Raw genomic sequence first — 25,139 nt, forward strand, 5'->3', positions numbered from 1 at the left:
TGACCGGTGTCAGACTGGTACGCATGCCTGAGCTGCGGTCGAAGACCTCCACGCACGGTCGGACGATGGCCGGCGCCCGGGCCCTCTGGCGGGCCACCGGGATGACCGACGACGATTTCGGCAAGCCGATCGTCGCCATCGCGAACAGTTTCACCCAGTTCGTGCCGGGCCACGTACACCTCAAGGACATGGGCGGCCTGGTCGCCGACGCGGTGGCCGAGGCCGGCGGGGTGGGCCGGGAGTTCAACACGATCGCGGTCGACGACGGCATCGCCATGGGCCACGGCGGCATGCTCTACTCCCTGCCCAGCCGCGAGTTGATCGCCGACGCGGTGGAGTACATGGTCAACGCGCACTGCGCGGACGCCCTGGTCTGCATCTCCAACTGCGACAAGATCACCCCGGGCATGCTGCTGGCCGCGCTGCGGCTGAACATCCCCGCCGTGTTCGTCTCCGGCGGCCCGATGGAGGCCGGCAAGACGGTGGCGATCGAGGGGATCGTGCACAGCAAGATCGACCTGATCGACGCGATGATCGCCTCCTCGAACGAGGCCGTCACCGACGAGCAGCTCGGCGAGATCGAGCGGTCCGCCTGCCCCACCTGCGGCTCCTGCTCCGGCATGTTCACCGCGAACTCGATGAACTGCCTCACCGAGGCGATCGGGCTGGCGCTGCCGGGCAACGGTTCCACGCTGGCCACCCACGCCGCGCGCCGGGCACTGTTCGTCGAGGCCGGCCGCACCGCCGTGGAGATCGCCAAGCGGTGGTACGACGGCGACGACGCCTCGGTGCTGCCCCGCGCGGTGGCCTCCCGGGCCGCGTTCGAGAACGCCGTCGCCCTGGACGTGGCGATGGGTGGGTCGACGAACACGATCCTGCACCTGCTGGCCGCCGCCCGCGAGGCGGAGCTGGACTTCTCCGTGGCCGACATCGACGCGATCTCCCGCCGGGTGCCGTGTCTGGCGAAGGTTGCCCCGAACTCGCCGCAGTACCACATGGAGGACGTGCACCGCGCCGGTGGCATCCCGGCCATCCTCGGCGAGTTGGACCGCGCCGGTCTGCTGCGCCGGGACGTGCACGCGGTGCACTCCCCCACCCTGGAGCGCTGGCTGGCCGACTGGGACGTGCGCGGCGGGGCGGCCAGATCCGAGGCGGTCGAGCTGTTCCACGCCGCACCGGGCGGGGTGCGCACCACCGAGCCGTTCTCCACCACCAACCGCTGGTCGTCCCTGGACACCGACGCGGCCGGCGGCTGCATCCGGGACCGCGAGCACGCGTACAGCGCCGACGGCGGGCTGGCCATCCTGTACGGCAACCTCGCGCCGGAGGGCTGTGTGGTGAAGACCGCCGGGGTGCCCGAGGAGTGCCTCACCTTCCGTGGTCCGGCGAAGGTCTACGAGTCGCAGGACGACGCGGTGACCGCCATCCTGGCCAAGGAGATCGTCGCTGGGGACGTGGTGGTGATCCGCTACGAGGGGCCGAAGGGCGGCCCCGGCATGCAGGAGATGCTCTACCCCACCTCGTTCCTCAAGGGCCGGGGCCTGGGCCGGGCCTGCGCGCTGCTCACCGACGGCCGGTTCTCCGGCGGCACCTCCGGGCTCTCCATCGGGCACGCCTCACCCGAGGCCGCCTCCGGTGGGCTGATCGCGCTGGTCGAGCCGGGCGACGAGATCGTCATCGACATCCCGGCTCGCTCCATCGAGCTGAACGTGCCGGCCTACGTGCTCGACGCCCGCCGGGTCGCCCAGGAGAAGCGGGACCGCCCGTACACTCCGCTCGACCGGCAGCGCCCGGTGTCGGCGGCGCTGCGCGCGTACGCCTCGATGGCCACCTCGGCCAGCGACGGCGCCTACCGCCGCGTCCCCGAGTGACCGGCCGGATGGCCCGCCCCCGGTGGCGGGTCATCCAGGCCCTCGTAACCGCCCCGTCTCGGGTAGCGTGGAGGCAGCGTCGCGTGTCGGTGGCAGACCGTGTCAGGCATGGAGGCGCCGGACCGAAGGACCACGACGATGACGCAGTCGTTGCCTTCGCCCTGCAGTGACTGAGGGCGAGAAGACCAGGCTCGTCGCCTGGAGCCACGAGCTGCGCAGCGTGCACGATCGGCTACACGAAGCCCTGCGCCTGACCCGCAGCGCACTCGCCGGTGGCGAGGCGGCGGAACCCGCCACCCGTGACCTGCTGCTGTTCTGTCACGGCTTCTGTGCCGCGCTGACCGGGCACCACGAGGGCGAGGATCGCGAACTGTTCCCCGCGATCGCCGCCGCCCATCCGGAACTGCGCGACACCCTGCGCCAACTGAAACAGGACCACTCGATGATCGCGCATCTGCTCGTGGGACTGCAGGCTGCCGTGAACCGGGCCGCCTCCCCGACCGAACTCGACCGCCACGTCGAGGGGATCGCCGCCATCATGGAGAGCCACTTCCGGTACGAGGAACGCCAACTACTGGCGGTCCTCGACACGCTCGCCCTGGAGGCCGACCCGCACGACGTCCTGGGTCCACTGTGAACCAGTTCACCGTCAACAAGACAACCGCGTCGAGCCCGGCGCGGTAAGGCATGCGTCGGGCTCGACGTACGTCGCGCTTGCCGTCACGACCCGAAGCACGCCCGCCCCGGGTCGTTGCTGGTCACGGACTGGTGCAGGTCAACGACGGCGTGGACGGGGAGCCGGAACCCAGGAAGCCGAACGTGGTGGTGCCGGCGGCCGGCAGCGATCCGTTGTAGTCGACGTTCCGCACGGTGACGGATGATCCGCTGGTGCTGAGGTTTCCGTTCCAGAGCTGACTGATTCCCTGACCACTGCTCAGATTCCACCGGACGGTCCATCCGTTGATCGGCGCATTGCCCGCCCGGACGACAACCTCGCCCTGGAAGCCGCCGGACCACGAGCTGACGGTCCGGTAGGTCGCGCTGCACGCTCCGCTCGGCGGATTCGTGGTCGGAGGCGTCGTGGTCGGAGGCGTCGTGGTCGGAGGCGTCGTGGTCGGAGGCGTCGTGGTCGGAGGCGTCGTCGGGTTCGAGAGCTTCGGCCCGGCGCAGTTGCTGACGATGCCGGGTACATCGTTGGCGTTGTCCAGTGCGTAGCTGTAGGGCGGGTTGGTGAACGGGGTGACACCACTGCCCTGCGCTCCGGTGTCCCGCCTACCGCTGGTGCCGTCGTAGACGTTGCCGCGGGCGGTGATGTATGTCGGGTTGGAGTCCTGGAAGCGGTGCGGGTTGTTGACGTTCTTGAAGTAGTTGTTCTCAACCAGGACCGAGGCGTACGAGCCGGTGCCGATTGAGTAGGCGTTCCCGGCGGAGGTGTAGTAACTGTTGTAGATGTGACCCTTGCCGAACAGCATGCGGGGGCCCCGCTGGTCGACGAGTTCGGCGAACCAGTTGTGGTGGTAGGTGGCGTTCAACTTCCCGCTGTCGGTGTCACCGTGGGTCGATCCACCGCCGACCAGGCTCGCGAGTCGGTGACTGTGCGAAGAATTGGTGTACCAGAACTTCGACCAGGACACCGTGATGTAGTCGACCCCGCGGGTCAGGTCCAACAGACCGTCGCTGGCGTCCCAGAGGTTAAGGTGGTCGAACCAGAGGTGGTGGGCGTTGCGCGCGGCGATCGTATCCGCCGGACTGCTGCCCTGGCCACCACCCTGCACGTTCAGGTTTCGCACAATGATGTTGCCACCACCGTTGATGTTGATCCCGCCACGGATCGTGGCATTCGCGTCCGCCCCGACGAGCGTCTTGTTGCTACCCACCTCCACCGGCGACGATCCGGTGCTGATGGTGCCGGAGATACGCAGTACCCGGGGCGTGGAACCACCCGCGTACTGACGCAGATCAGCCAGTGATGTGATGTTTTGCGTCGGAGCATTGCCGCCGCCGGTCGTCGTGCTGACCCCGTTGGCGGACACCGCCGCCCAGCCGTACAGCCGGTCGTCGCAGGCGACTGCGGCGGCCACGCTCGCGCCGTGCGGCGTCGGCACCGCCGCTGACACGCTCGGAATTGCCAGGGCTCCTGCCACGGTGAGGGTTACTGCCGAGGCGACGATCGCGGACATCCGCAGGCGTCGTGGCCGGACAGAATTGCCAGACTGAATCACTGCATTGCCTCCGTGTTCGGTGCGCGGCCGGTCAGCCGGCCGTGCACGACCAGTGCGGGTCAGGGGCAACCGCCCCACGAACTGGCATCACGCGCAAGGCAACTCCGCCCGGCTTGTCGCATTGCCAGCGGCCTTACATCACTGCGTGCCCTACCGCTTGATGTTCGGCGCGCACCATGGCGGATCCACGTGTGACGCTCGAATCGGTGACCCGGTGACCGGCTGGGGCTGCCCGTGCCCGACGGCCCGTGATTCCGCCTCCGGCTCACTGCGGAACCCGATCGAGACTATCCATAGAACTCAATATAAGGCAAGCGGTTTCCTCGCCCACTGTCACACTGCACGCTACTGAGAACACGTCGTCCACGTGTGGCTTGGTCCCGATCTTGAGTCACACGTCGCCGGGCGGCGCACCGGGGAACGAACCTGTCGACCATGGTTCACCCGAACGCCATGTCACCCCCGGTAGCGTGGCGCTGGTCGATCGAGATCAGGGAGGATGTCGATGGGTGCGAAACGGATGGCATGCGCCGCGGCCATGGCGGGAGTGCTCGCGGTGGGGGCCGGGATCACCGCCGCTCCGGCGAGCGCGGGCGGACAGCGACCCGGCAACCTACGGGTGGCGACCTTCAACTCCTCGCTGAACCGGGGTGTCGCCGGCGGGCTGGTCGCCGACCTGTCCGGGCGGGACGACGCGCAGGCCGGCAACGTCGCCGAGGTGATCCAGCGGGTACGCCCGGACGTACTGCTGATCAACGAGTTCGACTACGACCCGGCCGGGCGGGCGTTGGCGTTGTTCCAGGACAACTACCTCTCCGTGCCGCGCAACGGCACCCGCGCGATCCGCTACCCGTACCGTTACGCGGCCCCGTCGAACACCGGTGTCCCCTCCGGACACGATCTCAACAACGACGGGACCGTCGGCGGGCCCGACGACGCGTACGGTTTCGGGCTCTTCCCCGGCCAGTACGGCATGGCGGTCTACTCGGCGTACCCGATCGACCTGGCCCGGGTGCGCACGTTCCAGACGTTCCGCTGGCGGGACATGCCCGGCGCGCTGCTGCCCGACGACCCGGCCACCCCCGCGCCCGCCGACTGGTACTCCCGGCAGGAACTCGCCGACGTGCGGCTCTCCTCTAAGAGCCACTGGGACGTGCCGATCCGGCTGCCCGGCCGTACCGTGCACCTGCTGGCCAGCCACCCCACGCCACCGGTCTTCGACGGGCCGGAGGACCGCAACGGCCGCCGCAACCACGACGAGATCCGCTTCTGGGCCGACTACATCTCGCCGTGGCGGGCCGGCTACATCTACGACGACACCGGGCGACGCGGCGGGTTGCGGCCGGGGGCGGCCTTCGTGATCGCCGGGGACCTCAACTCCGACCCGTACGACGGTGACAGCCTGCCCGGCGCGGCGCTGCAGCTGCTCGACCACCCCCGGGTCAACGACCGGGTCGTGCCGGCCAGCGCGGGCGGCACCGCCGCGGCGCGACGGCAGGGCGGCGCCAACCTCGACCACCGCAGCGATCCGCGTTTCGACACCGCCGACTTCGCCGACACCAGCCCCGGCAACCTGCGGGTCGACTACGTGCTGCCGAGCCGGGGCCTGCCGGTCCGTGCCACCGGAATCTTCTGGCCGGTGCCGGGTGACCCGCTGTTCCGGTTGGTCGGCGACTACGACCCGGCCCTGCCGGGCGGCTTCCCCACCTCCGACCACCGGCTGGTCTGGCTCGACCTGCGGCGCTGAGGTGCCGCCTGCCCCGGCGTCAGTGACCGGCGCCGGGGCCAGACAGAGCTGCTTCCAGGACTTCAGCGTTGCTCGGCCTTCCGGTCGAACATCTGCCCGATGCGGATCTGGTTGCCGAACGGGTCGCGGATACCGAAGTCGATGCCGTACGGCCGTTCCATCGGCTCGTCGGTGATGTCGACACCCTTGGCGACCAGTTCCTCGTACGTCTTGTGGGCGTCGTCGGTGGTCATGAAAAGGAAGCCGCCCGCGGCGCCCTTGGACAGCAGTTCGCGGACCTGCTCGGCGGTGGCCGGGTCGAGGTTCGGCGGGCCCGGCTTCTCCAGCAGGATCTCCCGCTGCCGGTCGCCGGGAATGTTGACCGTGAGCCAACGCATGAAGCCGAGATCCTGATCCGTGTTCAACTCCAGGCCGAGCTTGCCGATGTAGAAGTCGAGCGCCTCGTCCTGGTCGAGGACGTAGATCTGGGAGCGGCTGATCGCGTTCATCGTCATGCCCGAAACGCTAGTGCAACGCTCTGACCTGCTGCTTATCCAAAACTGCTCGGTCTGGTCCACGCCTTCGTGAAGCAGCTCGGTACCGGCGCGGCGGGCGCCGTCCGCCGCTTACGGTAGTCGGTGGGCGACTCACCGACGATCTGCCGGAAGGTACGGCTGAAAGTGCCGAGACTGCCGAAACCGACAGCCGTGCAGATCTCCGTCACGTCCTGGTCGCTGTTCACCAGCAGGTACATGGCCCGCTCCACCCGACGCCGTTGCAGGTAGCGGTGCGGGGTCTCACCGAAGGTGGCCCGGAAGGTACGGATGAAGTGCGCCTCGGAGACGTGCGCGACCCGCGCCAGGGTCGGAATGTCGAGCGGTTCGGCGTATGCCCGGTCCATGGCGTCCCGGGCGCGCAACATCGACCTGTTCGTCTCTTCGATTGCTCTGCCCACAGCTGAGTACGGTGCCACAGCCTGCCGCCCCGGTCACGACACCGGCCCGCAGGCGAATCCTGGAGCAGTTCCTGCTCCTCCAGGCCAGGAACTGCTCCAGGGTCTGCACGAACGTGATGTCAGCGTGGACCAAGCCGGGCTACGCATTGATCGGCTGGCTACAGCTCGACGACGGCGTCCTTAGCGAGAGTGAACAGGCCAGCGTCAAGCGTGACGGTCTTCAGTTTCGTGCCCTTCGGCACCTACCAGGGTGTCTCCCGGGACACGGCCTTAGATGCAGGCGCCGACGTTCGCGCCGTTGGCCGGGCGTAGGAAGTTCGATGACGGGATGGACCCGTCCGCGTTGCGCGGCCCGGTGATGGTGCCCTGGTTGGTGCTGGCAAGCGACCAACTACCGCCGATGTCCCAGGAGTTGCCACTGCCCCGGGAGTTGCTGCCCAGTGACACGTTTGTGCCGTTGCTGACCGCCAGGTTGCCGGTCAGGATACTGGTGGAGCGGTTGACGTTGAATCCGACGCCCGGGTGGTTCCAGGCGGTGCTGCGCTCGATGCGATGCTGGCCGGGGTTGTTGTTGTCGACGAATCCGCTTACCGCGTTACTCCAGGCCATACTGTTGCGGACGGTGTGGTCGGCGGAGACACCGTTGCCACCGAGCTTGAACCCGTTGCCGTCACCAGTGTAGTCGGGAAGACTCCACCGATTGAACCCGTTTCCCCAGGTCAAGGTGTCTTCGGTCAGGATTGGCGAGCTGAACATCCAGTAGTCCAGGCCGTCGTCGGAGTTGTTCCACAGCCGGGCACCGCGGACCACGTTGCCGGTGCCGGAGCCCTCCTTGATAGCCAGTCCGTCGGCACTCTCACCGTTCTTGCGCGGGTCCCGGTTGCCGTAGGCGTCCAGGTTCAAGATCTGGTTGTTGCTCGACGCTCCCTGGATGTGGAAGCCGGACTCGTAGTTGTCCCGGGTCACCAGTCGTTCGAAGACACCGTTGTTGACGTCCAGGCCGAAGACACCGTACGGGCCGTTGATGATCTCCAGCCCGATCAGCCGCCACCAGTCACCCTCGATGTGGACCGCGCCCCGCTCGGGGCGAGGGATGCTCCCGCCGACCGGGGCGGGCGTGTGCGGCATGTTCTCCCCGTCGATGACGACCCGCTCGTTGGCGTGGTTGCGCATCGTGATGGGTTGGCTCGCCGTACCGTTCTTCAGCAGTTGGATGTTGCTGCCCGGCGCGTACGTTCCACCCCTGATGACGATCGTGTGGCCCGGCTCCGCGAGGTCGACAGCCCGTTGGATGGTGGCCAGCGGGGACCCGATCGTGCCGGGGTTGCTGTCGTTGCCGTTGGTCGCGACGTAGAGCATGGCTGGCGGTGGCGCGTTGCCCGCCTCGACGTCGAGATAGTCGACGTTGGGGAGGCCGTTGGACGAGGTGGGGCTGAGCCGGACGGTGTTGCTGCCGGCGTGCAGACCCACCGACAGTGCCTTGGTGCGCCAGGAGTCCCAGGCACCGGTGCCCTCGAACGAGACGTTCGAGGCGGTGGCACCGTTCACGATCAGGTTGGCCGGACGGGAACTGCTCGTGCCGTTGGCGAACCGGACGTGCAGCTCGACGGTCCCGGCGGTCGCGACGGACACGGTGAACTCGGCGTACGCGCCGACGGCGTTGGTGCCGTTGCAGAAACCGCTGCCGGAGTAGCCGGACCAGTTGGCATCGATGGTGCCGGTGCACCGTGCGGGACTGTTCTCGGCCTCGTAGCGGACAGGTGCGGCCATCGCCGGCGCGGCGATCGACACCGCGGCGACACAGGCCACGAGCGCGAGGCTGGTGACGAGCGGCTTGAACGTCATGACTTCTCCAGGGGTCGGTCGTGCTTCGACGGCACGGCGACCGTCAGGTGCGGTCTCTGAAGCGGCCGTGCCGGCGCTGCGTGGTGGCCACGATCGGCCGGCCCGCGCTGCCCCTGCCCAGAGGGCCCGGCGACGACTCGCAGGACCTCGCGCCACCCGGACCCGCGCGAGGAAAGCGCTTTCCAGCATACCAGGATGCTAGCAATCTCCCGCACCACCGTCAATGCATTTCATTCACCACCGACATGCGACCGAAGTGTCAATGAGTGTTCGCGACCACAAATCACGGCGATATTGAAATCACTAAGAGGCTGCAATGTCAAGGCGAGCGGTAAGATTTAGGACATTCTCGACCCGGAAAGTGGTTGCACTCTCGCTCTGCGGGTGAAGAAATACTCACCTACGGAACGAGGGCGACACCCATGGCCGCATCCGGCTGCGCCAGAATCAGTTCTATCCGGATGAACCAAAGAAGGACGTGATCATCAGCTCGCCGTTGAGCATCGAGCTGTCCGTGAACACCAACTACAGCACCAGCCGGGAAGCCGACAAGATCTCCTTTACCACCCACCACGGCAGCACAAAGCGCATCATCGCGATCCTCGACTCCGAGGGCAATTTGCAGATTGCCGGCCGCGTCATGGAAATGCAGCGGGACCTCAGATACAGGTGATCTGAACACCCGTCCGGCCGGCGATGGGACGCAATTTTCGGCCCACCGCCGGCCGGTCAACCTCACCCGAGAAAACACTCACTGAACTGCCGGAGTATCGCGGCCGACCACGCGGCCGTACTGCGCGAACGCGATCTGCTCGTAGACGTGGACGGCCCGCACGGCCCATGCCGACCACCGATTGTCGGCCTGGTCGCCCTGGTGAGTGGATCAGGGCACCGGGCGGACCTGCGTGGCGCCGCGCCAGCATCCGGTGCGACCCACGGCCGACCGCCACCCCTCACCGGAAAGCTGCACCATCGCATAGACGCAGGTACGCGTGCTGGTCAGCAGGTTGCCGTAGGCGGAGATGCCGGCGTAGTCCATGCTGAACTCCGCGGTGCGCGCCGGATCATCACCGTCGGTCACTGTCAGCCGCACCTGCGCGGGGCTGGATACCCGCACGGCCGGTTCCGGCGCCGGCACGAAACGAGGCCAGCTCGCACCGCAGGCGGGCGCGTAGCGAAGCTCGACAGTGCCGATCACCCGATCGTCGAGCAGCACCGCATTGCTGTCCAACGTGGTCACTGAGGGATCGGCCGCACAGCCGGCGTCCTTCGGATCGGCGCCGTCCCGGGCCGTCGCGCTGGTGTACCCCGTCGCCGAGTCGGATGCGGCTGCGGAAGGACTCACGGGCGCGCCGGGCGGCGGGCGGAAGGCCCCGGCGAGCCAGGGCACGGTGACGAAGGCGGCAAGCACGACTACGGCGAGTCCGACGGCAGAGCCGGTCTGCTTCACTGTCCGGGGGGCAAGAGCGTCCCGGGGCTGATCGGTCCTGACGGGTTGAGCGGGTCTGGCCGCCGGACCGGCGACCGCGTCACCAGTCTCGTCTGCGCCGGCCGCAGCACCCACGCGCCGCTCGGCACTGGGCTTGCGCTCGGCGAGAGGCGCATCGGGAGCTGCATCGCCTACGCCGTGGATGGCGGCCCGCAGTGCGTGCCACCGTTCGGCCCATTCCCGCTCGTCGCCGCCGAGCGCGCGGACGTAGGCGAGCGTGGTGTCCAGGGTGGGCATCCGTCGGCCGCCGGCCGCTTCCGACAACGAACTCGACGACCGGTGTGCCCGTCGAGCCAGGGCATGATAGGTGGGACGCCCGGCCGCTTCCCTGAGCAGGCGCAACTCGGCGGCGAACGCCTGGAGGGGATCGGCGGTGGGGTCTACGGGACGTTCCGCCCGAGCCATGAGCCCTCCCAGGGGTTGATTAACCGTCGCCGTTTTTGATTGTCCGTCGCGACACAGCGTAGAGATCAGTGTCGACGGACGGTAGAGATGAGGAGCCGAGTCCCGGGCTGACACAGCCCATCAGAGGTCAGGAGAGACAATGATCCGGAACGCCCGCCGGTTGGTCGCCGCTGCCGCAGGCGCCCTCATCGCCGCCAGCCTCCTGGTCGCGACGCCCGCCAGCGCCGCCACCTGTAGCGGTCACGGCTGCGACGGCCTCGATCCGATCGACACCGGCTGCTCCGCGAACGCCCGTAACGCCACGAACTACCCGAAGTACATCATGCAGGGCTCGACCACCCTCGCCGTGGTGGAGCTGCGCTGGAGCGAGACCTGCAAGACCAACTGGGGTCGGATCTCCAACCGGGTCAGCCCGCACAACACCGTTCAGGTGCACGTCTACCGGTCCAGCCCGTTCGCCACCACCGACTGGTACGGCGGCACCGGCCAGCAGTACTACGGGGACCAGCTCTACGGGCACAACATGACGGTCTGCGCGGTCGGCAAGGTGACCACCTCCTCCGGCACGACGTACACCAGCGACCCGCTCTGCGCCTGACGGTCTCCCCGGGCCGGTCCTGCGGTGCGAGCAGGACCGGCGGATAGGGCTACCGGGCCGGCGCGTCATGGGACCACGCGCCGGCCCGGTAACCATCCACTACGGCGGCGGTGAGGTCGGGAAGCGGCCCCGCCGCCACCCGAGGCGTCATGCGGGTGCCCGTACCGGCAGGTCGTTGACGCAGCGCAGCACCGGGCGGGTGGTGAGGGCGGTGGGGTCGAGGGGTGCCGCCGACCGCACCGTGAAGGTCGCCGCCTCGCCGGGGAGCAGGGTCACAAGCGCCGTGTCGACCTCAGCGGACGGGTCGAGGCGATCCGGAAACAGGGTCACGTCGCGCAGGATGGTGCGGGCGGTGACGCGTACCTGTTGGCCGCCCTCGGTCGGCTGCACCGTCGCGTCGAAGGCCGCCGTCGGCCATCGCACGTCGCGGTCCTCGGCAAAGAACCACCAGGCCCGTTCGGCCGGGTCGTCGGTCTCGGCGACCAGCAGTTCGTCCCGGGCGTCGTCGGGCCGGGCCAGCTCCGCCGCCAGTGCCAGGGTCACCGTCTCGTACGCGGGCACTTCCAGCTCCAGAATGGACTTCGCTTTCGGTTCCCCGGCCAGGGTGAGCCGGGTGACCGTGGCCGACGCCCGCCACGGCAGCCCGTCGTCGTTGACCGCGACCAGGGCCAGCCCACCGTCGCGGGGCTGCACGGTGAGCAGCCGGTCGGCGTAGGAGCGGCGCAGCGCATACCAGAGTGGTTTGCGGCGGCCGTCGCCGTCGATGGCGGCCCACGAGGTGACCGGCCAGCAGTCGTTGAGCTGCCAGACGATGGTGCCCATGCACCGGCCCCGGTGGGAGCGGAAGTGTTCCACCCCGAGGGCGATGGCCCGGGCCTGGTTGAGCTGGGTCAGCCAGTGCCAGTCGTCGAAGTCGCGCGGCTCGGGCAGGTGCGCGTCCAGCCCTCGGCGCAGCTTACGGTCCCCGTCGGCGGCCTTCTGATGGTGCGCCATGCCGGGCGAGTCGTGGGCGAGGGGCTCGTCGGAGAGGGCCCGGCGCAGCGTCGCGTACGCGGGAGGCCCTTGGTAGCCGAACTCGGCCACGAACCGGGGCAGGTACTCCCGGTACTTGACGTAGTCGTCGGTGTTCCAAACGTCCCAGATGTGCGTGGTGCCGTACGCCGGATCGTTGGGGTGGATCTCCTCGCTGCCCGACCAGGGGCTGCCCGGCCAGTACGGGCGGGTCGGGTCCAGCGCGGCGACGATGCGCGGCAGCAGGTCGAGGTAGTAGCCACGCCCCCAGCTGCGCCCGGCCAACGGTGCCTGCCAGTCCCAGTCGTGCCAGCCCCAGATGTTCTCGTTGTTGCCGGTCCACAGCACCAGCGAGGGGTGCGGCGCGAGGCGGATCACCTGTTCGGTGGCCTCGGCGGCCACCTCGGTGGCGAACGGCTCCTCCTCCGGGTACGCGGCGCAGGCGAAGAGGAAGTCCTGCTGGACCAGCAGTCCGCGCTCGTCGGCCAGGTCGTAGAAGTCCGTCGACTCGTACCGGCCGCCGCCCCAGACACGCAGCAGGTTGACGTTTGCCGCCTCGGCCTGGTCGAAGCGGTGGGCCAGGCGCGGGCGGGTGACCCGGGTGGGAAAGACGTCGTCGGGGATCCAGTTGACGCCCCGGACGAAGACCGGCACCTCGTTGACGTACAGCGTGAACGGGGCACCGTGCTCGTCGGGGGTGGTGTCCAGGCGTACCGACCGGAAGCCGATCCTGCGGTGCCACTCGTCGAGCGGGCCGCCGTCGGCATCGTGCAGGGTCACCGTCAGCTCGTGGCGGTGCGGTGCGCCGTAGCCCCGGGGCCACCAGAGTTCCGGTCGGTGGACGGTGAGGGCCACCACCGTGGAGCGTTGCCCGGGCGGGACTGTCACCTCGGCGCGCTGGCCCGCCACCTGCGCCCGAACGGTGAGCGGCCGGTCGACGGCCCGTTCCACGTCGACGTGCACCTCCACCCGGCCGGTGTCGCCATCCACCGTGACGAGTGGGCGTACCACCGCCAGTCGGGCGACCGACCAGCCGTGCAGGGCGATCTCCTGCCAGATGCCGGCGGTGACGAGCGTCGGTCCCCAGTCCCAACCGAAGTTGCAGGCCATCTTGCGGATGAACTGGAAGGGCTCTGGGTAGGCGTTGGGCCGGTCGCCGAGCCGGTCGCGCTGCGCCTCCGCGTACCGGTAGGCGGAGTCGAAGCGTACGACCAGGTGGTTGCCCTCGGCGCGGAACAGCGACCCGACGCCGAAGCGGTGACCTCGGTGCATGTTCTCGGTACGGCCGACCTCGACGCCGTTGAGTGTGATCGTGGCGACCGTGTCCAGGCCGGCGCAGACCAGGTCGAGGCGGGCGTGGTCGCCGGGCGGCCGGTCGAAGGTGGTCTCGTACACCCAGTCGGTGCGCCCGATCCAGGCCAGCGCGGTCTCGTTGTCGTCGAGGTACGGATCGGGGATCAGACCGGCCGCCAGCAGGTCGGTGTGCACACAACCCGGCAGGGTGGCCGGCACCGTCGCTCCGTCCACCTCGGGCGGCACCTGCTGGCCGGGCACCGCCCGCATGGTCCACCCGTCGTGCAGCGCCAGCCGGATCGGACCGGTCCCCCGCGCCTCGCTCACGATTTCACCGCGCCTTCCATGATTCCCCGGACGATCTGCCGACCGCCGATGACAAGCATGATCAACAATGGGATGGTGGCCACGAACGCGCCGGCAAGCACCCGCCGGTAGATGACGTAGTTGCCGCTGGCCAGGTCGGAGATGGCCACCATCGAGGTGGGATAGTCGGTGCCGTTCAGGGTGATCAGGGGCCACTGGAAGTCGTTCCAGGTGGCCACGAAGGTCAGCAGGCCGAGCACCGCCAGCGCCGGCCGCACCGCCGGCAACACGATGTTCCAGTAGACCCGCATGGTGGTGGCCCCGTCCACCCGGGCCGACTCGACAAGCTCGTCCGGCACCGTGTTGACGATGAACTGCCGCATGTAGAACACCCCGAAGGCGGTGACCAGACCGGGCACGATCACCGCCAGCAGGGTTCCGTTCCAGCCCAGCTTGCCCATCACGATGTAGAGCGCGACCACGCCGAGCTGGTTGGGCACGGTCAGGGTGAGGATCACGAACAGCATCAGCGCTCTGCTGCCCCGGAACCGCAACTTGGCGAAGGCGAAGCCGGCCAACGAGCAGAAGAACAGCACCGACGCGGTGACCGCCGTCGACACGATCACGCTGTTCACCAGGGAGGCCGCGAAGTAGACGTCCTGGAGTGAGAACACCTCGTCCAGGTTGACCAGGAACTGGTCGCCCGGCACCACCACCGGTGGCAGCTGGGAGGTCGCCTCGTCGGTGCTCGTGGAGATGACGAACATCCAGTACAGCGGGAACGCCGCGAACAGCGTGCTCAGTGCCAGGAACAGGTAGGTCCAGAGGCCGGCCGGGGTGTCCTGCGGTGCCCGGCCGAGCAGCACGGCCCGCCTGCGTCCGCCGCGCGGTGCCGACGGTGCCGGCCGGGGTCGCTCCAGAAGGCTCATCGCGCCACCTCGCTTCGCTCGCTCATTTGCGTCCCCCCGAGATGCGGTTGGTCAACAGGGTGTTCAGGGCGGCGACCACGAGGATGATGAGGAACAGCGCCCAGGACATCGCGGCGGCGTAGCCGAGGTTGAGGTCCTTCCAGCCGACCTTGTAGATCAGCTGTGCGACGGTCTGCCACTCGCCGCCGGAGCCGCCGGTGGCGGCCTGCGCGTTGAGGTCGAACAGCATCGGCTCGGTGAACAGTTGCAGCCCGCCGATCGTGGACAGCACCACCGTGAAGATGACCACCGGCCGGATCATCGGCACGGTGATCCGCCAGAGCTGACGCCACGGACCGGCCCCGTCGAGCGCCGACGCCTCGTACACGTCACGCGGGATGGACTGCATCGCGGCCAGGTAGAGCAGGGCGTTGTAGCCGATCCACTTCCAGTTGACCATGGTGGCGATGGCGATCCAGGAGTGCAGCTTGTCGGCCCGCCAGTCGATCGGGTTCTCGGTGCCGATGCCGATCAGGCCCAGGGCCCAGTTCGCCATGCCGAGGTCGCGGGCGAAGAAGACGTTGAAGACCAGCGTCGAGGCGGTGATCGGGGTGATGTAGGGCAGCAGCGCACCGACCCGCCACCAGGTCTGGGCCCGCAGCCGACGGTTGAGCAGCGACGCGATGATCAGGGCGAGCAGCAGTTGCGGGACCGTGGAGAGCAGGAAGATGCCGAAGGTGTTGTAGAGGGCGTTGCCGAAGTCGCCGTCGGTGAACAGCCGGCTGAAGTTCTCGACGCCGGCCCAGCCGGTCAGCTCCGGGTCGTCGAGGCGCCAGTGGCGCAGCGCCACCACGCCGTTGAAGACCATCGGGAAGAGCCCGAAGACGAGGAAGAGCAGAAAGAACGGCGCGATCATCAGGTACGGCACGTACCGCATGTCGAAACGGTGCAGCCGGTCGCGCCAGGTCATCGACCGGCCGGGAGTGGGCCGGGGGCGGCGGGTGGCCGGCGCGGGGGTCGCGCGGGTGGTGGACATTACCTGCTGGCCTTCTCGGCTTCCTTGATCGCCTCGGCCCAGGCGGCGTCCGGCGCGAGGGTTCCGTTCTGCACCCGGTTGATGACGTTCTCCACGGCGACCCGGGTGGGGCCGTTCTTCCTGCCCAGGTACTGCGGTGTCAGGCCCTCGGCCATCCTGGGAAAGATCTGGCCGACCGGCGCGGAGTTGAAGAACTCGTTCTTGAAGTCGGCGATCGCCGGGTCGGTGTAGAGCGCCGGCTGCGAGGGCAGGTTGCCGACCGTCTTGAAGACCTCGATCTGCTGCTCCGGCTGGATCAGCCACTCCAGGAACTTGTACGCCTCGTCGATGTTCCTGCCTTGCTTGGGGATGGTGAGGAACGAACCACCCCAGTTGCCGCCGCCTCCGGGCACCGCGGCGATGTCCCACTTGCCCCTGGTGCCGGGAGCGGTGTTCTGGATGTGCCCGAGCATCCATGCCGGGCAGGCCAGCACCGCGAACGAGCCGCTGGTGAAGCCCTTGTCCCAGTCGGCCTGGAAGCTGGTGAGGTTGGCCGACAGCCCGGCGTCGGCGGCCCGCACCGCGTAGTCGAAGGCGACCTTCGGCCCACCCTCCATCCGCAGTTGCTCGTTCTCGTCGTAGAAGCCGACCTGCTGCTGACCGAGGATCGGGTTGAACAGGTTCGTCGCGTTGTCGACGAACTTCTTCCTGGTCGTGGCGGTGTACTGCTGGCCGACCTCCAGGAACCTGTCCCAGGTGGGCCAGAGCGCGGAGACCTGTTCCCGCTCGGTGGGCAGGCCGGCGGCGGCGAACAGGTCGGTGCGATAGCACATGGCCAGCCCGCCGACGTCGGTGCCGAGGCCGATCTGGGTGGCACCGTCCGCGGACAGGGACTGCTTCCACTTCCACGGCAGGTAGTTCGCCTCGTACTTGCCGGCGCCGGAGTCGAGCAGGTTGACGAACTTGTCGGCCTGGCTGCGGAACTGGACCATGAAGCCCTCGTCGATGGCCGCGATGTCGGGCGCACCCGAGCCCGCGATCAGCTTCTTCTGCAGGTCCTCGTGCTGGGCGTTGTACTCACCCGAGTTGAGGGCGATCGTGACGTTCTGGTTCTCCGCCTCGTACTTCGCCTTCAGGTCCTGGAGCCCGAAGTCGCCCCAGAAGTTGATCGTCAGCGTCACCGCGCCACCGCTGTCGCCGCCGCTCTGGGTGCTGCGCCCGCTGCACGCGACAACCAGGGAGCCGACCGTCAGACCTACGGCTGCGACCCGCAGCCACCGCGGCGTAGACCATCTCATGATCCATCCTCCGACACCCGTTGGAAACGCTCCAGAGATCGAGGAACGTTGACTGAACCGGATAAGTGAGGTCACCGTACGAGGGTGTCGTCAGCGTGTCAACGACGGGTTAACATTGAGCGCCGCCGTTAACCTCCAGCCTGTCCGTTCATGTGGGATCGCCTGGTATATCAGGGATCATCGGCGGTAGAGCGTGGGAGTCCAAGCACCCGAAGGAACGACCGACAGCGAGCCGACCCGTCGACTGAACCGCACAAGTTCGCATGCTGGCCGGTGGCGCACCGCCCCGTACCGTCCGACGGTCGGGCGGACGGGTAGCGTGTGCCACAGCCGCCCGCGCCATCGACGCGGCCGGCAGGACGAACTGGTTCAGGAGGGCGTACGCCGGTGAAGCGGCCCACGATCGCGGACGTCGCCCGGCGGGCGGGGGTCTCCAAGGGTGCGGTCTCGTACGCGCTGAACGGCCAGCCGGGCGTCTCCGAGGCGACCCGGCAACGCATCCTCGCCATCGCCGCCGAGATCGGGTTCAGCCCGAGCAGCGCCGCCCGCGCCCTGTCCGGCGCGACCGCCCGGGCCATCGGCCTGATCCTCGCCCGCCCGGCGCGAACCCTCGGCATCGAGCCGTTCTTCATGGAGCTGATCAGCGGCGTCGAGGCGGAGCTGTCCGCCCGGTCGTACGCGCTGACTCTCCAGGTGGTCGCCGACCAGAGCGCCGAGATCGCGGTGTACCGGCGCTGGTGGGGCGAGCGGCGGGTCGACGGCGTGCTGATCTGCGATCTGCGGACCGACGACGGGCGGGTGCCGGTGCTGGAGGAGCTGGGTCTGCCGGCCGTGGTGATCGGCGGCCCGACCGGCACCGGCGGGCTGCCGAGTGTCTGGTCGGACGACGCGGCGGCACTCGTGGAGACGGTGGAGTACCTCTACGCCCTCGGTCACCGCAGGATCGCCCGGGTCGGCGGCCTGCCCGAGCTGCAGCACACCGCGATCCGTACCCAGGCGTTCACCGAGGTGTGCCGGCGGCTCGGTCTCGCCGAGGCAATCACCGCCTCCTCCGACTACACCGGCGAGGAGGGTGCCCGAGCCACCCGGCGGCTGCTCAGTTCCCGGGTCCGCCCGACCGCGATGATCTACGACAACGACGTGATGGCGATTGCCGGGCTGTCGGTGGCCCAGGAGATGGGGCTCGCGGTCCCCGCCGATCTGTCCATCGTGGCCTGGGACGACTCCCCGCTGTGTCGGCTGGTGCATCCACCGCTCACCGCGTTGAGTCGGGACATCCCGGCCTACGGGGCACACGCGGCGCGCCAGTTGCTGCAGCTGATCGAGGGAGCCCCGACGGGCGGGCTGGAGGACGAGGCCCCGCATCTGACGCCACGCGGCAGCACCGGCCCCGCCCCCGGCAACAGGTGAAGCGGCTGAGCGGCCGCACCGGTCAACGCGACGTCGAGGGAAACTCCTCGAAGTACGCCTCGACCCGCTCGGCGGTCGCCGGCCGGGCCAGCTCGAAGCCCTGGCCGTAGCGGCAGCCGGCCCGGTGCGCCCCCTCGACCTGGTGGGCCGACTCCAGTTCCTCGGCCACCACCTCAAGACCCAGCCGCTCGGCCACCGTGACCACCACGTCCAGCAGAGGTCGGTGCGGGTCAGCACCGGCCGTGGCCACCTCCGGCCCGACCTTGAGCAGGTCGATCGGTAGTCGCCGGAGTTGGGCGAGGGAGGCGTGCTCGGCCCGGAAGTCGTCGAGCGCGGTGCGGATGCCCATCGAGCGCAGCCCGGCGAGCCGGGCCACCACCGTCGGCAACTCGGCGGCGACCTTCGGCTCGGCGACCTCGACCACCAGTTGGTCCGGTCCCACCCCGTATGCCTCCAGCACCGCCGCCGTCCGGGGCACGAAGTCCGGTGAGGTGAGTTCCCGGGTGGTCACGTTCACCGCCATCCACATCCGCCGGCCACCCACCGTCCAGTCGGCCAACTGTCGACAGGCCCGGTCCAGCACCCAGGTGCCCAGCTCGCCCACGATGTCGAGATCCTCGGCCACCGGTAGCAGTTCCGTCGGGAAAACGGTGCCCAGCACCGGGTTGCGCCACCGCAACAGCGCCTCGGTGCCGACCGGAGCCCGGTCGGCCAGGCTGAGCACCGGCTGGTAGACCAGATCCAACTCGCCCCGGGCGACCGCGCCGGGCAGCTCCCGCTCCAGGTCGAGCCGGCGGACCAGCTGCTCCTCCAGGTAGGCGTCGTACCACTCGACCCGGTCCCGGCCGAGTTGCGCCGCGCGCCGACGGGCCAGGTCCGCCTGGCGGAACAGGTCCTCCGGCTGCCCGCTGCCCAACTCGGTCAGCCCGATGCTGGGTCGCGACCGCAGCACCGCCCCGGCAACCTCGTAGGGTCGACTCAGCGCGGTGAGCAGCCGGGTGCCGAGCGCGTACGCGAGCACCGCTCCGGACCCGCTGACCACCGCGAGTCCCGTACCGGTCAGGTCGAACACCTCGCCGTCGTCGGCGGCCACGGCTCGGGCCCGGCGAACGGCCTCGGCGGCGACGTCGTCGCGCACCAGCCGGCCGGGCAGTTCGGTGAGGTGCAGGTCGACCACGAGCAGGGCGCCGCAGGCCGGTTCGGGGCGGGCCGCCAGCGCCCGCAGCAGGCCGGCGCGACCTGCGGAGCCACCCGGGTCGGCGGGTGCCGGTGCCTTCGCGGACATCGGGTCCGGGCGGCGGCCGACTCGTCGCTCGACGTCGCGGCCGCGGTATCGACCAGTTGGCGCACCACAAGTGGCGGGACCACAGCGAGCGCGAGCAGCACCGCCGTGCGGTCGGGCAGCAGACCGGCCTGCAACTGGTGGACGGCGGCGAGCGCCACCGCGACCGGTGGGAGCACCGCCCGTGGCCAGGCCAGTGCGGTCCGCCGGGCGGGTGCGGGCTGCGCCACCTGCCGGACCCCGGCCGCGACCAGCAGCACGCCGACCACGAGGGGCGGCACGGCCAGCAGCGCCACCCGCCCGCCGGCAGGACCGGCCGGCAACCCGGCCAGCAGCACCAGGGCGAACAGGGTCAGCGCGGAGCCGCCACGACACCGGGCGGTACCGCCGTCGCGGCCGGCCCCGGTCAGCACGGCCAACGCGTCGACGGCGAGTAGGCCCAGGGCCACCGCGACCGCCAGGCGCACCGGCGCGGGCACACCGGCGTACGGCAGCAGCAGCCAGGCGGTGAGGACCAGGCAGACACCGGGTGCGGCCTGGTCGAGCAGCCGGTGCAGCCGACCCCGCACCGACCGACGCGACCGGTGCAGGCTGAACAGACCACCGCCGAGCAGCGCGCCGGTGCCGGCGAGCCCGGCCGCGGCGGCCGCCGGGCGGTATCCGGCGGAGGCCAGCGGTAGCACCGCCGCGGTCAGGCCGGCGGTCACCACCGCAGCATGCAGCAGGGCGGCGGCCCGTCGTGGACGCGCCGCCCGGCGGCGGGCCAGCCGGCCGGCCGGCGGTCCGGCCGCCGGATCGGGGCCGAGGGTCAGCCGGGACAGCCGAACCCCCGCCAACGTGGACGCGGCCGCACCGGCCAGCGCCACCACGGCGAGGGGAGGCACCGGACCGGCCGCACCGAGGACGATCAGCACGGCGGCGACCGCGAGCACACAGGTCTCCGGCAGGAGCGGCCGGGCGCTGGCACAGGACGGAGCGCTACGGAACACAGACGCGACGGGCACGGCGGTCGCCTTCGTGAGGGGGCACGGGGGCGGTACGCGGACGACGGACATGGTCCACCGCCCACCCCCGGTGAACGAGTCGTTCGGCGAGAAGTGACGGCCTGTCGACAGTGAGTCAGGTCACGACAACCGAGTGTGGAGCTGGACCCACGCCGGTGTCGCCGGACGGGCGTGCCGCTCGCGACCGACGGCCCACCGCCAGCCGTCTCCGCCGAGGTGGGATCATCTGGTCATGCCGCGCACCGACACCGCACGATTCCGGCACAACCAGGCCATCCTGGCCGGGGCGATCGTCGCCACCATCGGCGCCGTGCCGCTGGCCAGTTCCCGCCCCTACCTGCTGCCGGTGCTGCTGGTGCCGCTGGCGGTGGCGGTCTGGGCCTGGCGGGCCGGCACCGACGCCGACGTGCGGGGGCTACGGCTACGGGCGCTCGCCGGGGAGCGCCGGATCTCGTGGGACCAGGTGGTCGAGCTGGCGGCCGACCCCCGCGGGCGGGCGGTGGCCCAGCTCGACGACGGCCGATGGTTCGTGCTCCCGGCCGTGCGGAGTGTGGACCTGCCGAGACTGGTGACGGCGGCCGGACGCGACGTCGCCGGAGCGGATCAGTAACCGTCCACCACGACGTTGCGTGTTGGCTCACCGGCCGCGAACCGTCGGATCTGCTGACCGACCAGCCGGTACGCCCTGGGCAGCAGGCCCCGTACCGAGCCGGCCACGTGCGGAGTGATCAGCACGTTCGGCATCTCCCAGAGCGGGTGGTCGGCGGGTAGCGGCTCGGGGTCGGTCACGTCCAGCGCGGCGGAGATCCGTCCGGTGGCCAGCTCGGCGACAAGGGCGTCGGTCCGGGCAACTGGGCCCCGGGCGGCGTTGACCAGCAGGGCCCCGTCCCGCATCGCGGCGAGGAACCTCTCGTCGACCAGCCCTCGGGTCTGCTCGGTCAGCGGCACCAGCAGCACCACGACGTCGGCCCGCGGCAGCAGTCGCGGCAACTCGTCGACGCCGTGCACCCCCTGCTCGGGCCGGGCGCTGCGGGCCACCAGCAGGAACTCCACCTCGAACGGCGTCAGCCGCGCCCGCAACGCGGTCCCGATCGACCCCGAGCCGACGATCAGCACCCGTTTGCCGGCCAGTTCGTCGGTGGGGGCCACCTCGTCGTACGCCCACCGCCGCCGGGCCTGCGCGCGGGCCATCGCCGGGAAGGCGCGCAGCTGGGCGAGGATCGCGGCGACCACCCACTCGGCGGTGGACGGGTCGTGCACCCCGCGGGCGTCGCAGAGCGTGACACCGTCGGGCACCCGACCCACCCAGGCGTCGGCGCCGGCCGAGAGCAGCTGCACCACCGCCAGGTCGGGCAGCTCGCGCAGCAGGGCCACGGCCTCCTCACCGGCCAGGAACGGCGGCACCCAGAACCGAACGCCGGCCCTCGGCGACGGCAGCTTCGCCGGATCCTCCATCGTCTCGACGACGACCCCCGGCGGCAGCTCGCCGAGCAGGACGTGGCCGGCCTCGTGCGGGATCCAAACCTTCACCTCGCCGACGATAGGCGTCGGCGCGGGCCGACCAGCCGATGGGGGGCGACCCGCGCCGCCATCCACGGGGTCGGCCTCGGCGGGCTACTCTGGGGCGGGTGAGCGCTCCCCCGTACCTCCGCGCCCGTCAGGTTCGTGCCGCCCTCGTGGCGTCCTGCGCGACGCTGCTGCTCGTCGCCGGTGGTTGCAGCCTCGGCGACCCGGAACCCGACCCGGCCGGCGAGCCACCGAACCTGCCCAGTCCGACGGTCACCACGGGCGATGGCGACCAGGAGGTCGTCGCCACCGTGCTCGCGCAGGGGTTGCGGGTGCCGTGGGGGATCGCTTTCCTGCCCGACGGCGGCGCCCTGGTCACCGAACGCGACAGCGGCCGCATCGTCCAGGTCGGCCCGGAGTCGACCGCCGACGGTTTGAAGATCACCGAGGTGCAGACCATCGACGACGTGGTCGCCTCGGGCGAGGGTGGTCTGCTGGGCATCGCGGTCTCTCCCGAGTTCGCCCAGGACCGGACGGTCTTCGTCTACTACACCGCCGAACGGGACAACCGGGTGGCCCGGCTGCGACTCGGTGAGAAACCGACCCCGATCCTGACCGGCATTCCCAAGGCGGGCATCCACAACGGCGGCGGCCTGGCCTTCGGCCCGGACGGGCAGCTCTACGCCAGCACCGGCGACGCCGGGGACACCGACCAGTCGCAGGACGTCGAGCAACTCGGCGGCAAGATCCTGCGGATCACACCGGACGGCAAGCCGGCGCCCGGGAATCCCTTCCCGGACTCGCCCGTCTGGTCGCTGGGGCACCGCAACGTGCAGGGCATCGCCTGGTCCGGCGACCGGATGTACGCCGTCGAGTTCGGCCAGAACACCTGGGACGAGATCAACCAGATCACCAAGGGCAAGAACTACGGCTGGCCCGAGGTCGAGGGGCGCGAGGACGACGACCGGTACGTCGACCCGATCGTGCAGTGGTCGACCGATGAGGCGTCCTGCTCCGGCCTGGCCGCGGTGGAACGGATGCTCGCCACCGCCTGCCTGCGCGGTCAACGGCTCTGGCTGGTCGAGCTGACCGAGACCGGCACGGTCCTCGGCCAGCCGCAGGCCCTGCTGACCGAGCGGTACGGGCGACTGCGGGCGATCGCCGCCGCGCCGGACGGTTCGCTCTGGGTCAGCACCTCCAACCACGACGGGCGGGGCCGGCCGGCGCCCGAGGACGACCGGTTGCTGCGCCTCGTCTTCGCCGGTGGCGGTGCCGGGCGTAGCTGAGGCGCCGACGCACGACCTCATTCCAGGTTTGCCAAGATCTTTCGGCGGGCAGGTCAGAATCTCATCATGGACGGTCAGCAGAACGACGAGCCACGCCGCGACCGGGACGGGGAGACGACCCCTGATCGGTCGCGTCGCTTCCCACTGACGCGACGTTCCGCGGCATCGCGTGCCGGCGTCGGGTGGCACCTGGGCCTGCGCCGCCTCGCTGTCGGCCTGGCCGTCCTGGTCGTCACGCTCTTCGGTGTGCTCGCCGGGGTCGTGGCGGGCGGCAACGTGGGCACCGAGATCGGGCCGTTCCACGCTCGCCTGGCCGTGTCACCGACGACCGACGGCGGCACCACCGTCGACATCCCCCCGCTGGGCTCGTTGCTGCTGGACAGCCACGACGGGCCGACCCAGCTGACCGTGGAGCTGGGCGCGTTGGAGCAGAGCCGGGTCGAGGCCCTGATCGGCGACCCGGCGAGCCTCAACCGGGCCACCCAGTCGGCGGTCGACGAGGTTCGGGAGGGGGTGATGCGGCTCGGCCTGCGCACGGTCGGCTCCGCCGTACTGGCCACCCTGGTGCTGGCGCTGCTGGTGTTCCGCGACACCCGCCGGGCGGCCTGGGCCGGCGGCCTCGCGCTGCTGATCACGGCCGGTAGCCTGGGCACCGCCGCCGCCACCATCCGACCCCAGTCGATCGAGGAGCCCCGGTACGAGGGACTGCTGGTCAACGCCCCGGCCATCGTCGGTGACGTGCGCAAGATCGCCGACGACTACACCCGGTACGCCGAGCAGCTCCAACGGCTCATCGGCAACGTCACCCAGCTCTACACGACGGTGTCGGCGCTGCCGGTGTACGAGCCGGACCCGGGCACCACCCGGGTGTTGCACATCTCCGATCTGCACCTCAACCCGAGCGCCTGGCAGCTCATCCGGACCGTGACCGAGCAGTTCGGGATCGACGTGGTGATCGACACCGGTGACATCACCGACTGGGGCAGCGAGCCCGAGGCGTCCTACGTCGGCTCGATCAGCCTGCTGGAGAAGCCGTACGTGTACATCCGGGGCAACCACGACTCGGGCCGTACGGCGGCGGCGGTGGCCCGCCAACCGAACGCGGTGGTACTGGACAACACCACGACCACCGTCGCCGGGCTGACCATCGCCGGGATCGGTGATCCCCGCTTCACCCCGGACAAGAGCACCTCGCCGGCCAGCGGCGGGCTGAACCAGTCCACCGCGGACGAGTTGATCACCAACGGTGAGACCCTCGCCGCCACGATCCGCAGCTCGCCCCGGCCGGTCGACATCGCGCTCGTGCACGACCCGGCCGCCGCCGGCCCGCTCTCCGGCACCACTCCGCTGGTGCTCGCCGGGCACACCCACGATCGGCAGGTCAACACGCTGCCGGAGGTTCCCGGCCAGCAGCCCACCACGCTGATGGTGCAGGGCTCCACCGGCGGTGCCGGACTGCGGGGGCTGGAGCAGGAGGAGCCGACCCCACTGGCGATGACGGTGCTCTACTTCGACCAGGAGAAGCGACTCCAGGCGTACGACGACATCACCGTGGGCGGCACCGGCCAGGCCCAGGTGAACCTCGAACGCACCGTCATCGCCCCACCGGTAACCACCCCCCTCGGCGCCACCCCCACAGCCACCCCCACCACCACCATCTCCCCCACCCCAACCCCCACCCGCTGACCCCTCCCCTCCCCCACCCCACC

20 protein-coding genes and 1 pseudogene are annotated in these 25,139 nt (G+C 70.0%); 9 read left to right on the forward strand and 12 right to left on the reverse strand.

Features of this window, described 5'->3' with window-relative positions; translation table 11 throughout:
* Window positions 1-23: 23 nt before the first annotated feature.
* Entirely contained in the window at window positions 24-1,871 is a 1,848-nt protein-coding gene (gene ilvD / locus ENC19_RS04240) for a dihydroxy-acid dehydratase (RefSeq protein ID WP_164445769.1), read from the forward strand.
* 166 nt (window positions 1,872-2,037) lie between these two features.
* Entirely contained in the window at window positions 2,038-2,508 is a 471-nt protein-coding gene (locus ENC19_RS04245) for a hemerythrin domain-containing protein (RefSeq protein ID WP_164445770.1), read from the forward strand.
* A gap of 121 nt (window positions 2,509-2,629) precedes the next feature.
* Here the strand turns inward: ENC19_RS04245 and ENC19_RS29840 are convergent, their stop codons facing one another.
* A complete protein-coding gene (locus ENC19_RS29840; RefSeq protein ID WP_235944371.1) occupies window positions 2,630-4,051 on the reverse strand; it encodes a cellulose binding domain-containing protein in 1,422 nt (473 codons plus the stop codon).
* A 547-nt stretch (window positions 4,052-4,598) separates the two neighbouring features.
* On the opposite strand from ENC19_RS29840, the gene ENC19_RS04255 reads away from it, so the two are divergent.
* Window positions 4,599-5,840 (forward strand): endonuclease/exonuclease/phosphatase family protein, encoded by a 1,242-nt coding sequence (locus tag ENC19_RS04255; RefSeq protein WP_164445771.1) that lies wholly within the window; start codon window positions 4,599-4,601, stop codon window positions 5,838-5,840.
* A 62-nt stretch (window positions 5,841-5,902) separates the two neighbouring features.
* Here the strand turns inward: ENC19_RS04255 and ENC19_RS04260 are convergent, their stop codons facing one another.
* From ENC19_RS04260 to ENC19_RS04270, 3 genes are all read right to left on the reverse strand, one after another.
* Complete coding sequence (locus ENC19_RS04260; RefSeq protein WP_164445772.1) at window positions 5,903-6,334, reverse strand: VOC family protein; 432 nt, start codon at window positions 6,332-6,334, stop codon at window positions 5,903-5,905.
* Between the two features lie 35 nt (window positions 6,335-6,369).
* On the reverse strand, window positions 6,370-6,774 hold the full coding sequence (locus tag ENC19_RS04265; protein WP_164445773.1) for a helix-turn-helix domain-containing protein: 405 nt from the start codon (window positions 6,772-6,774) through the stop codon (window positions 6,370-6,372).
* A 270-nt stretch (window positions 6,775-7,044) separates the two neighbouring features.
* Window positions 7,045-8,619 carry a right-handed parallel beta-helix repeat-containing protein gene (locus ENC19_RS04270; protein ID WP_208020797.1) on the reverse strand — a complete coding sequence of 525 codons (1,575 nt, stop codon included), beginning with the start codon at window positions 8,617-8,619 and terminating at the stop codon, window positions 7,045-7,047.
* Between the two features lie 418 nt (window positions 8,620-9,037).
* Here ENC19_RS04270 and ENC19_RS04275 point away from each other — a divergent pair.
* Window positions 9,038-9,292, forward strand: a pseudogene (locus ENC19_RS04275) (DUF6342 family protein); the annotation flags it as partial.
* Window positions 9,293-9,502: 210 nt separating this feature from the next.
* Here ENC19_RS04275 and ENC19_RS04280 read toward each other — a convergent pair.
* Window positions 9,503-10,513, reverse strand: a complete 1,011-nt coding sequence (locus ENC19_RS04280) for a helix-turn-helix domain-containing protein (RefSeq protein ID WP_235944476.1) — start codon at window positions 10,511-10,513, stop codon at window positions 9,503-9,505.
* A gap of 139 nt (window positions 10,514-10,652) precedes the next feature.
* Here ENC19_RS04280 and ENC19_RS04285 point away from each other — a divergent pair, with 139 nt between their 5' ends.
* Window positions 10,653-11,111 (forward strand): DUF2690 domain-containing protein, encoded by a 459-nt coding sequence (locus ENC19_RS04285; protein WP_164445775.1) that lies wholly within the window; start codon window positions 10,653-10,655, stop codon window positions 11,109-11,111.
* A gap of 147 nt (window positions 11,112-11,258) precedes the next feature.
* Here ENC19_RS04285 and ENC19_RS04290 read toward each other — a convergent pair whose 3' ends face one another.
* Genes ENC19_RS04290 through ENC19_RS04305 form a run of 4 tightly spaced genes read right to left on the reverse strand, consistent with a single transcriptional unit; the run spans window position 11,259 to window position 16,942 of the window.
* Window positions 11,259-13,685 carry a glycoside hydrolase family 2 protein gene (locus tag ENC19_RS04290; protein ID WP_164445995.1) on the reverse strand — a complete coding sequence of 809 codons (2,427 nt, stop codon included), beginning with the start codon at window positions 13,683-13,685 and terminating at the stop codon, window positions 11,259-11,261.
* A 53-nt stretch (window positions 13,686-13,738) separates the two neighbouring features.
* The gene (locus ENC19_RS04295) at window positions 13,739-14,650 is read right to left on the reverse strand and encodes a carbohydrate ABC transporter permease (RefSeq protein WP_164445776.1); all 912 of its coding nucleotides are present in this window, start codon (window positions 14,648-14,650) and stop codon (window positions 13,739-13,741) included.
* 22 nt (window positions 14,651-14,672) lie between these two features.
* Complete coding sequence (locus ENC19_RS04300; protein ID WP_164445777.1) at window positions 14,673-15,665, reverse strand: carbohydrate ABC transporter permease; 993 nt, start codon at window positions 15,663-15,665, stop codon at window positions 14,673-14,675.
* On the reverse strand, window positions 15,665-16,942 hold the full coding sequence (locus ENC19_RS04305) for an ABC transporter substrate-binding protein (RefSeq protein ID WP_164445778.1): 1,278 nt from the start codon (window positions 16,940-16,942) through the stop codon (window positions 15,665-15,667). Before ENC19_RS04305 ends, ENC19_RS04300 begins: the two co-directional genes overlap by 1 nt.
* 387 nt (window positions 16,943-17,329) lie before the next feature.
* On the opposite strand from ENC19_RS04305, the gene ENC19_RS04310 reads away from it, so the two are divergent.
* Window positions 17,330-18,352 (forward strand): LacI family DNA-binding transcriptional regulator, encoded by a 1,023-nt coding sequence (locus tag ENC19_RS04310; protein ID WP_164445779.1) that lies wholly within the window; start codon window positions 17,330-17,332, stop codon window positions 18,350-18,352.
* Between the two features lie 22 nt (window positions 18,353-18,374).
* Here ENC19_RS04310 and ENC19_RS29845 read toward each other — a convergent pair whose 3' ends face one another.
* Window positions 18,375-19,529, reverse strand: coding sequence for a bifunctional diguanylate cyclase/phosphodiesterase (locus tag ENC19_RS29845; RefSeq protein ID WP_328824137.1), 1,155 nt, complete (start codon window positions 19,527-19,529; stop codon window positions 18,375-18,377).
* Window positions 19,412-20,638 carry a hypothetical protein gene (locus tag ENC19_RS29850; RefSeq protein WP_235944372.1) on the reverse strand — a complete coding sequence of 409 codons (1,227 nt, stop codon included), beginning with the start codon at window positions 20,636-20,638 and terminating at the stop codon, window positions 19,412-19,414. The genes ENC19_RS29845 and ENC19_RS29850 overlap by 118 nt, the downstream gene beginning before the upstream one ends.
* A 232-nt stretch (window positions 20,639-20,870) precedes the next feature.
* On the opposite strand from ENC19_RS29850, the gene ENC19_RS04320 reads away from it, so the two are divergent.
* Entirely contained in the window at window positions 20,871-21,248 is a 378-nt protein-coding gene (locus ENC19_RS04320; RefSeq protein ID WP_164445780.1) for a PH domain-containing protein, read from the forward strand.
* On the opposite strand, the gene ENC19_RS04325 is transcribed toward ENC19_RS04320, so the two are convergent.
* Window positions 21,242-22,168 carry a 2-hydroxyacid dehydrogenase gene (locus tag ENC19_RS04325; protein WP_164445781.1) on the reverse strand — a complete coding sequence of 309 codons (927 nt, stop codon included), beginning with the start codon at window positions 22,166-22,168 and terminating at the stop codon, window positions 21,242-21,244. The two genes, ENC19_RS04320 and ENC19_RS04325, sit on opposite strands and share 7 nt — an antisense overlap.
* Before the next feature lie 38 nt (window positions 22,169-22,206).
* Between ENC19_RS04325 and ENC19_RS04330 the strand changes: the two genes are divergently transcribed.
* Both ENC19_RS04330 and ENC19_RS04335 read left to right on the forward strand, forming a co-directional pair.
* Window positions 22,207-23,430, forward strand: a complete 1,224-nt coding sequence (locus ENC19_RS04330; protein ID WP_164445782.1) for a PQQ-dependent sugar dehydrogenase — start codon at window positions 22,207-22,209, stop codon at window positions 23,428-23,430.
* Between the two features lie 66 nt (window positions 23,431-23,496).
* Complete coding sequence (locus ENC19_RS04335; RefSeq protein WP_164445783.1) at window positions 23,497-25,116, forward strand: metallophosphoesterase family protein; 1,620 nt, start codon at window positions 23,497-23,499, stop codon at window positions 25,114-25,116.
* Window positions 25,117-25,139: the final 23 nt, after the last annotated feature.

This window comes from Verrucosispora sioxanthis (genome assembly GCF_010560025.1).
Taxonomy (GTDB): domain Bacteria; phylum Actinomycetota; class Actinomycetes; order Mycobacteriales; family Micromonosporaceae; genus Micromonospora; species Micromonospora palythoicola.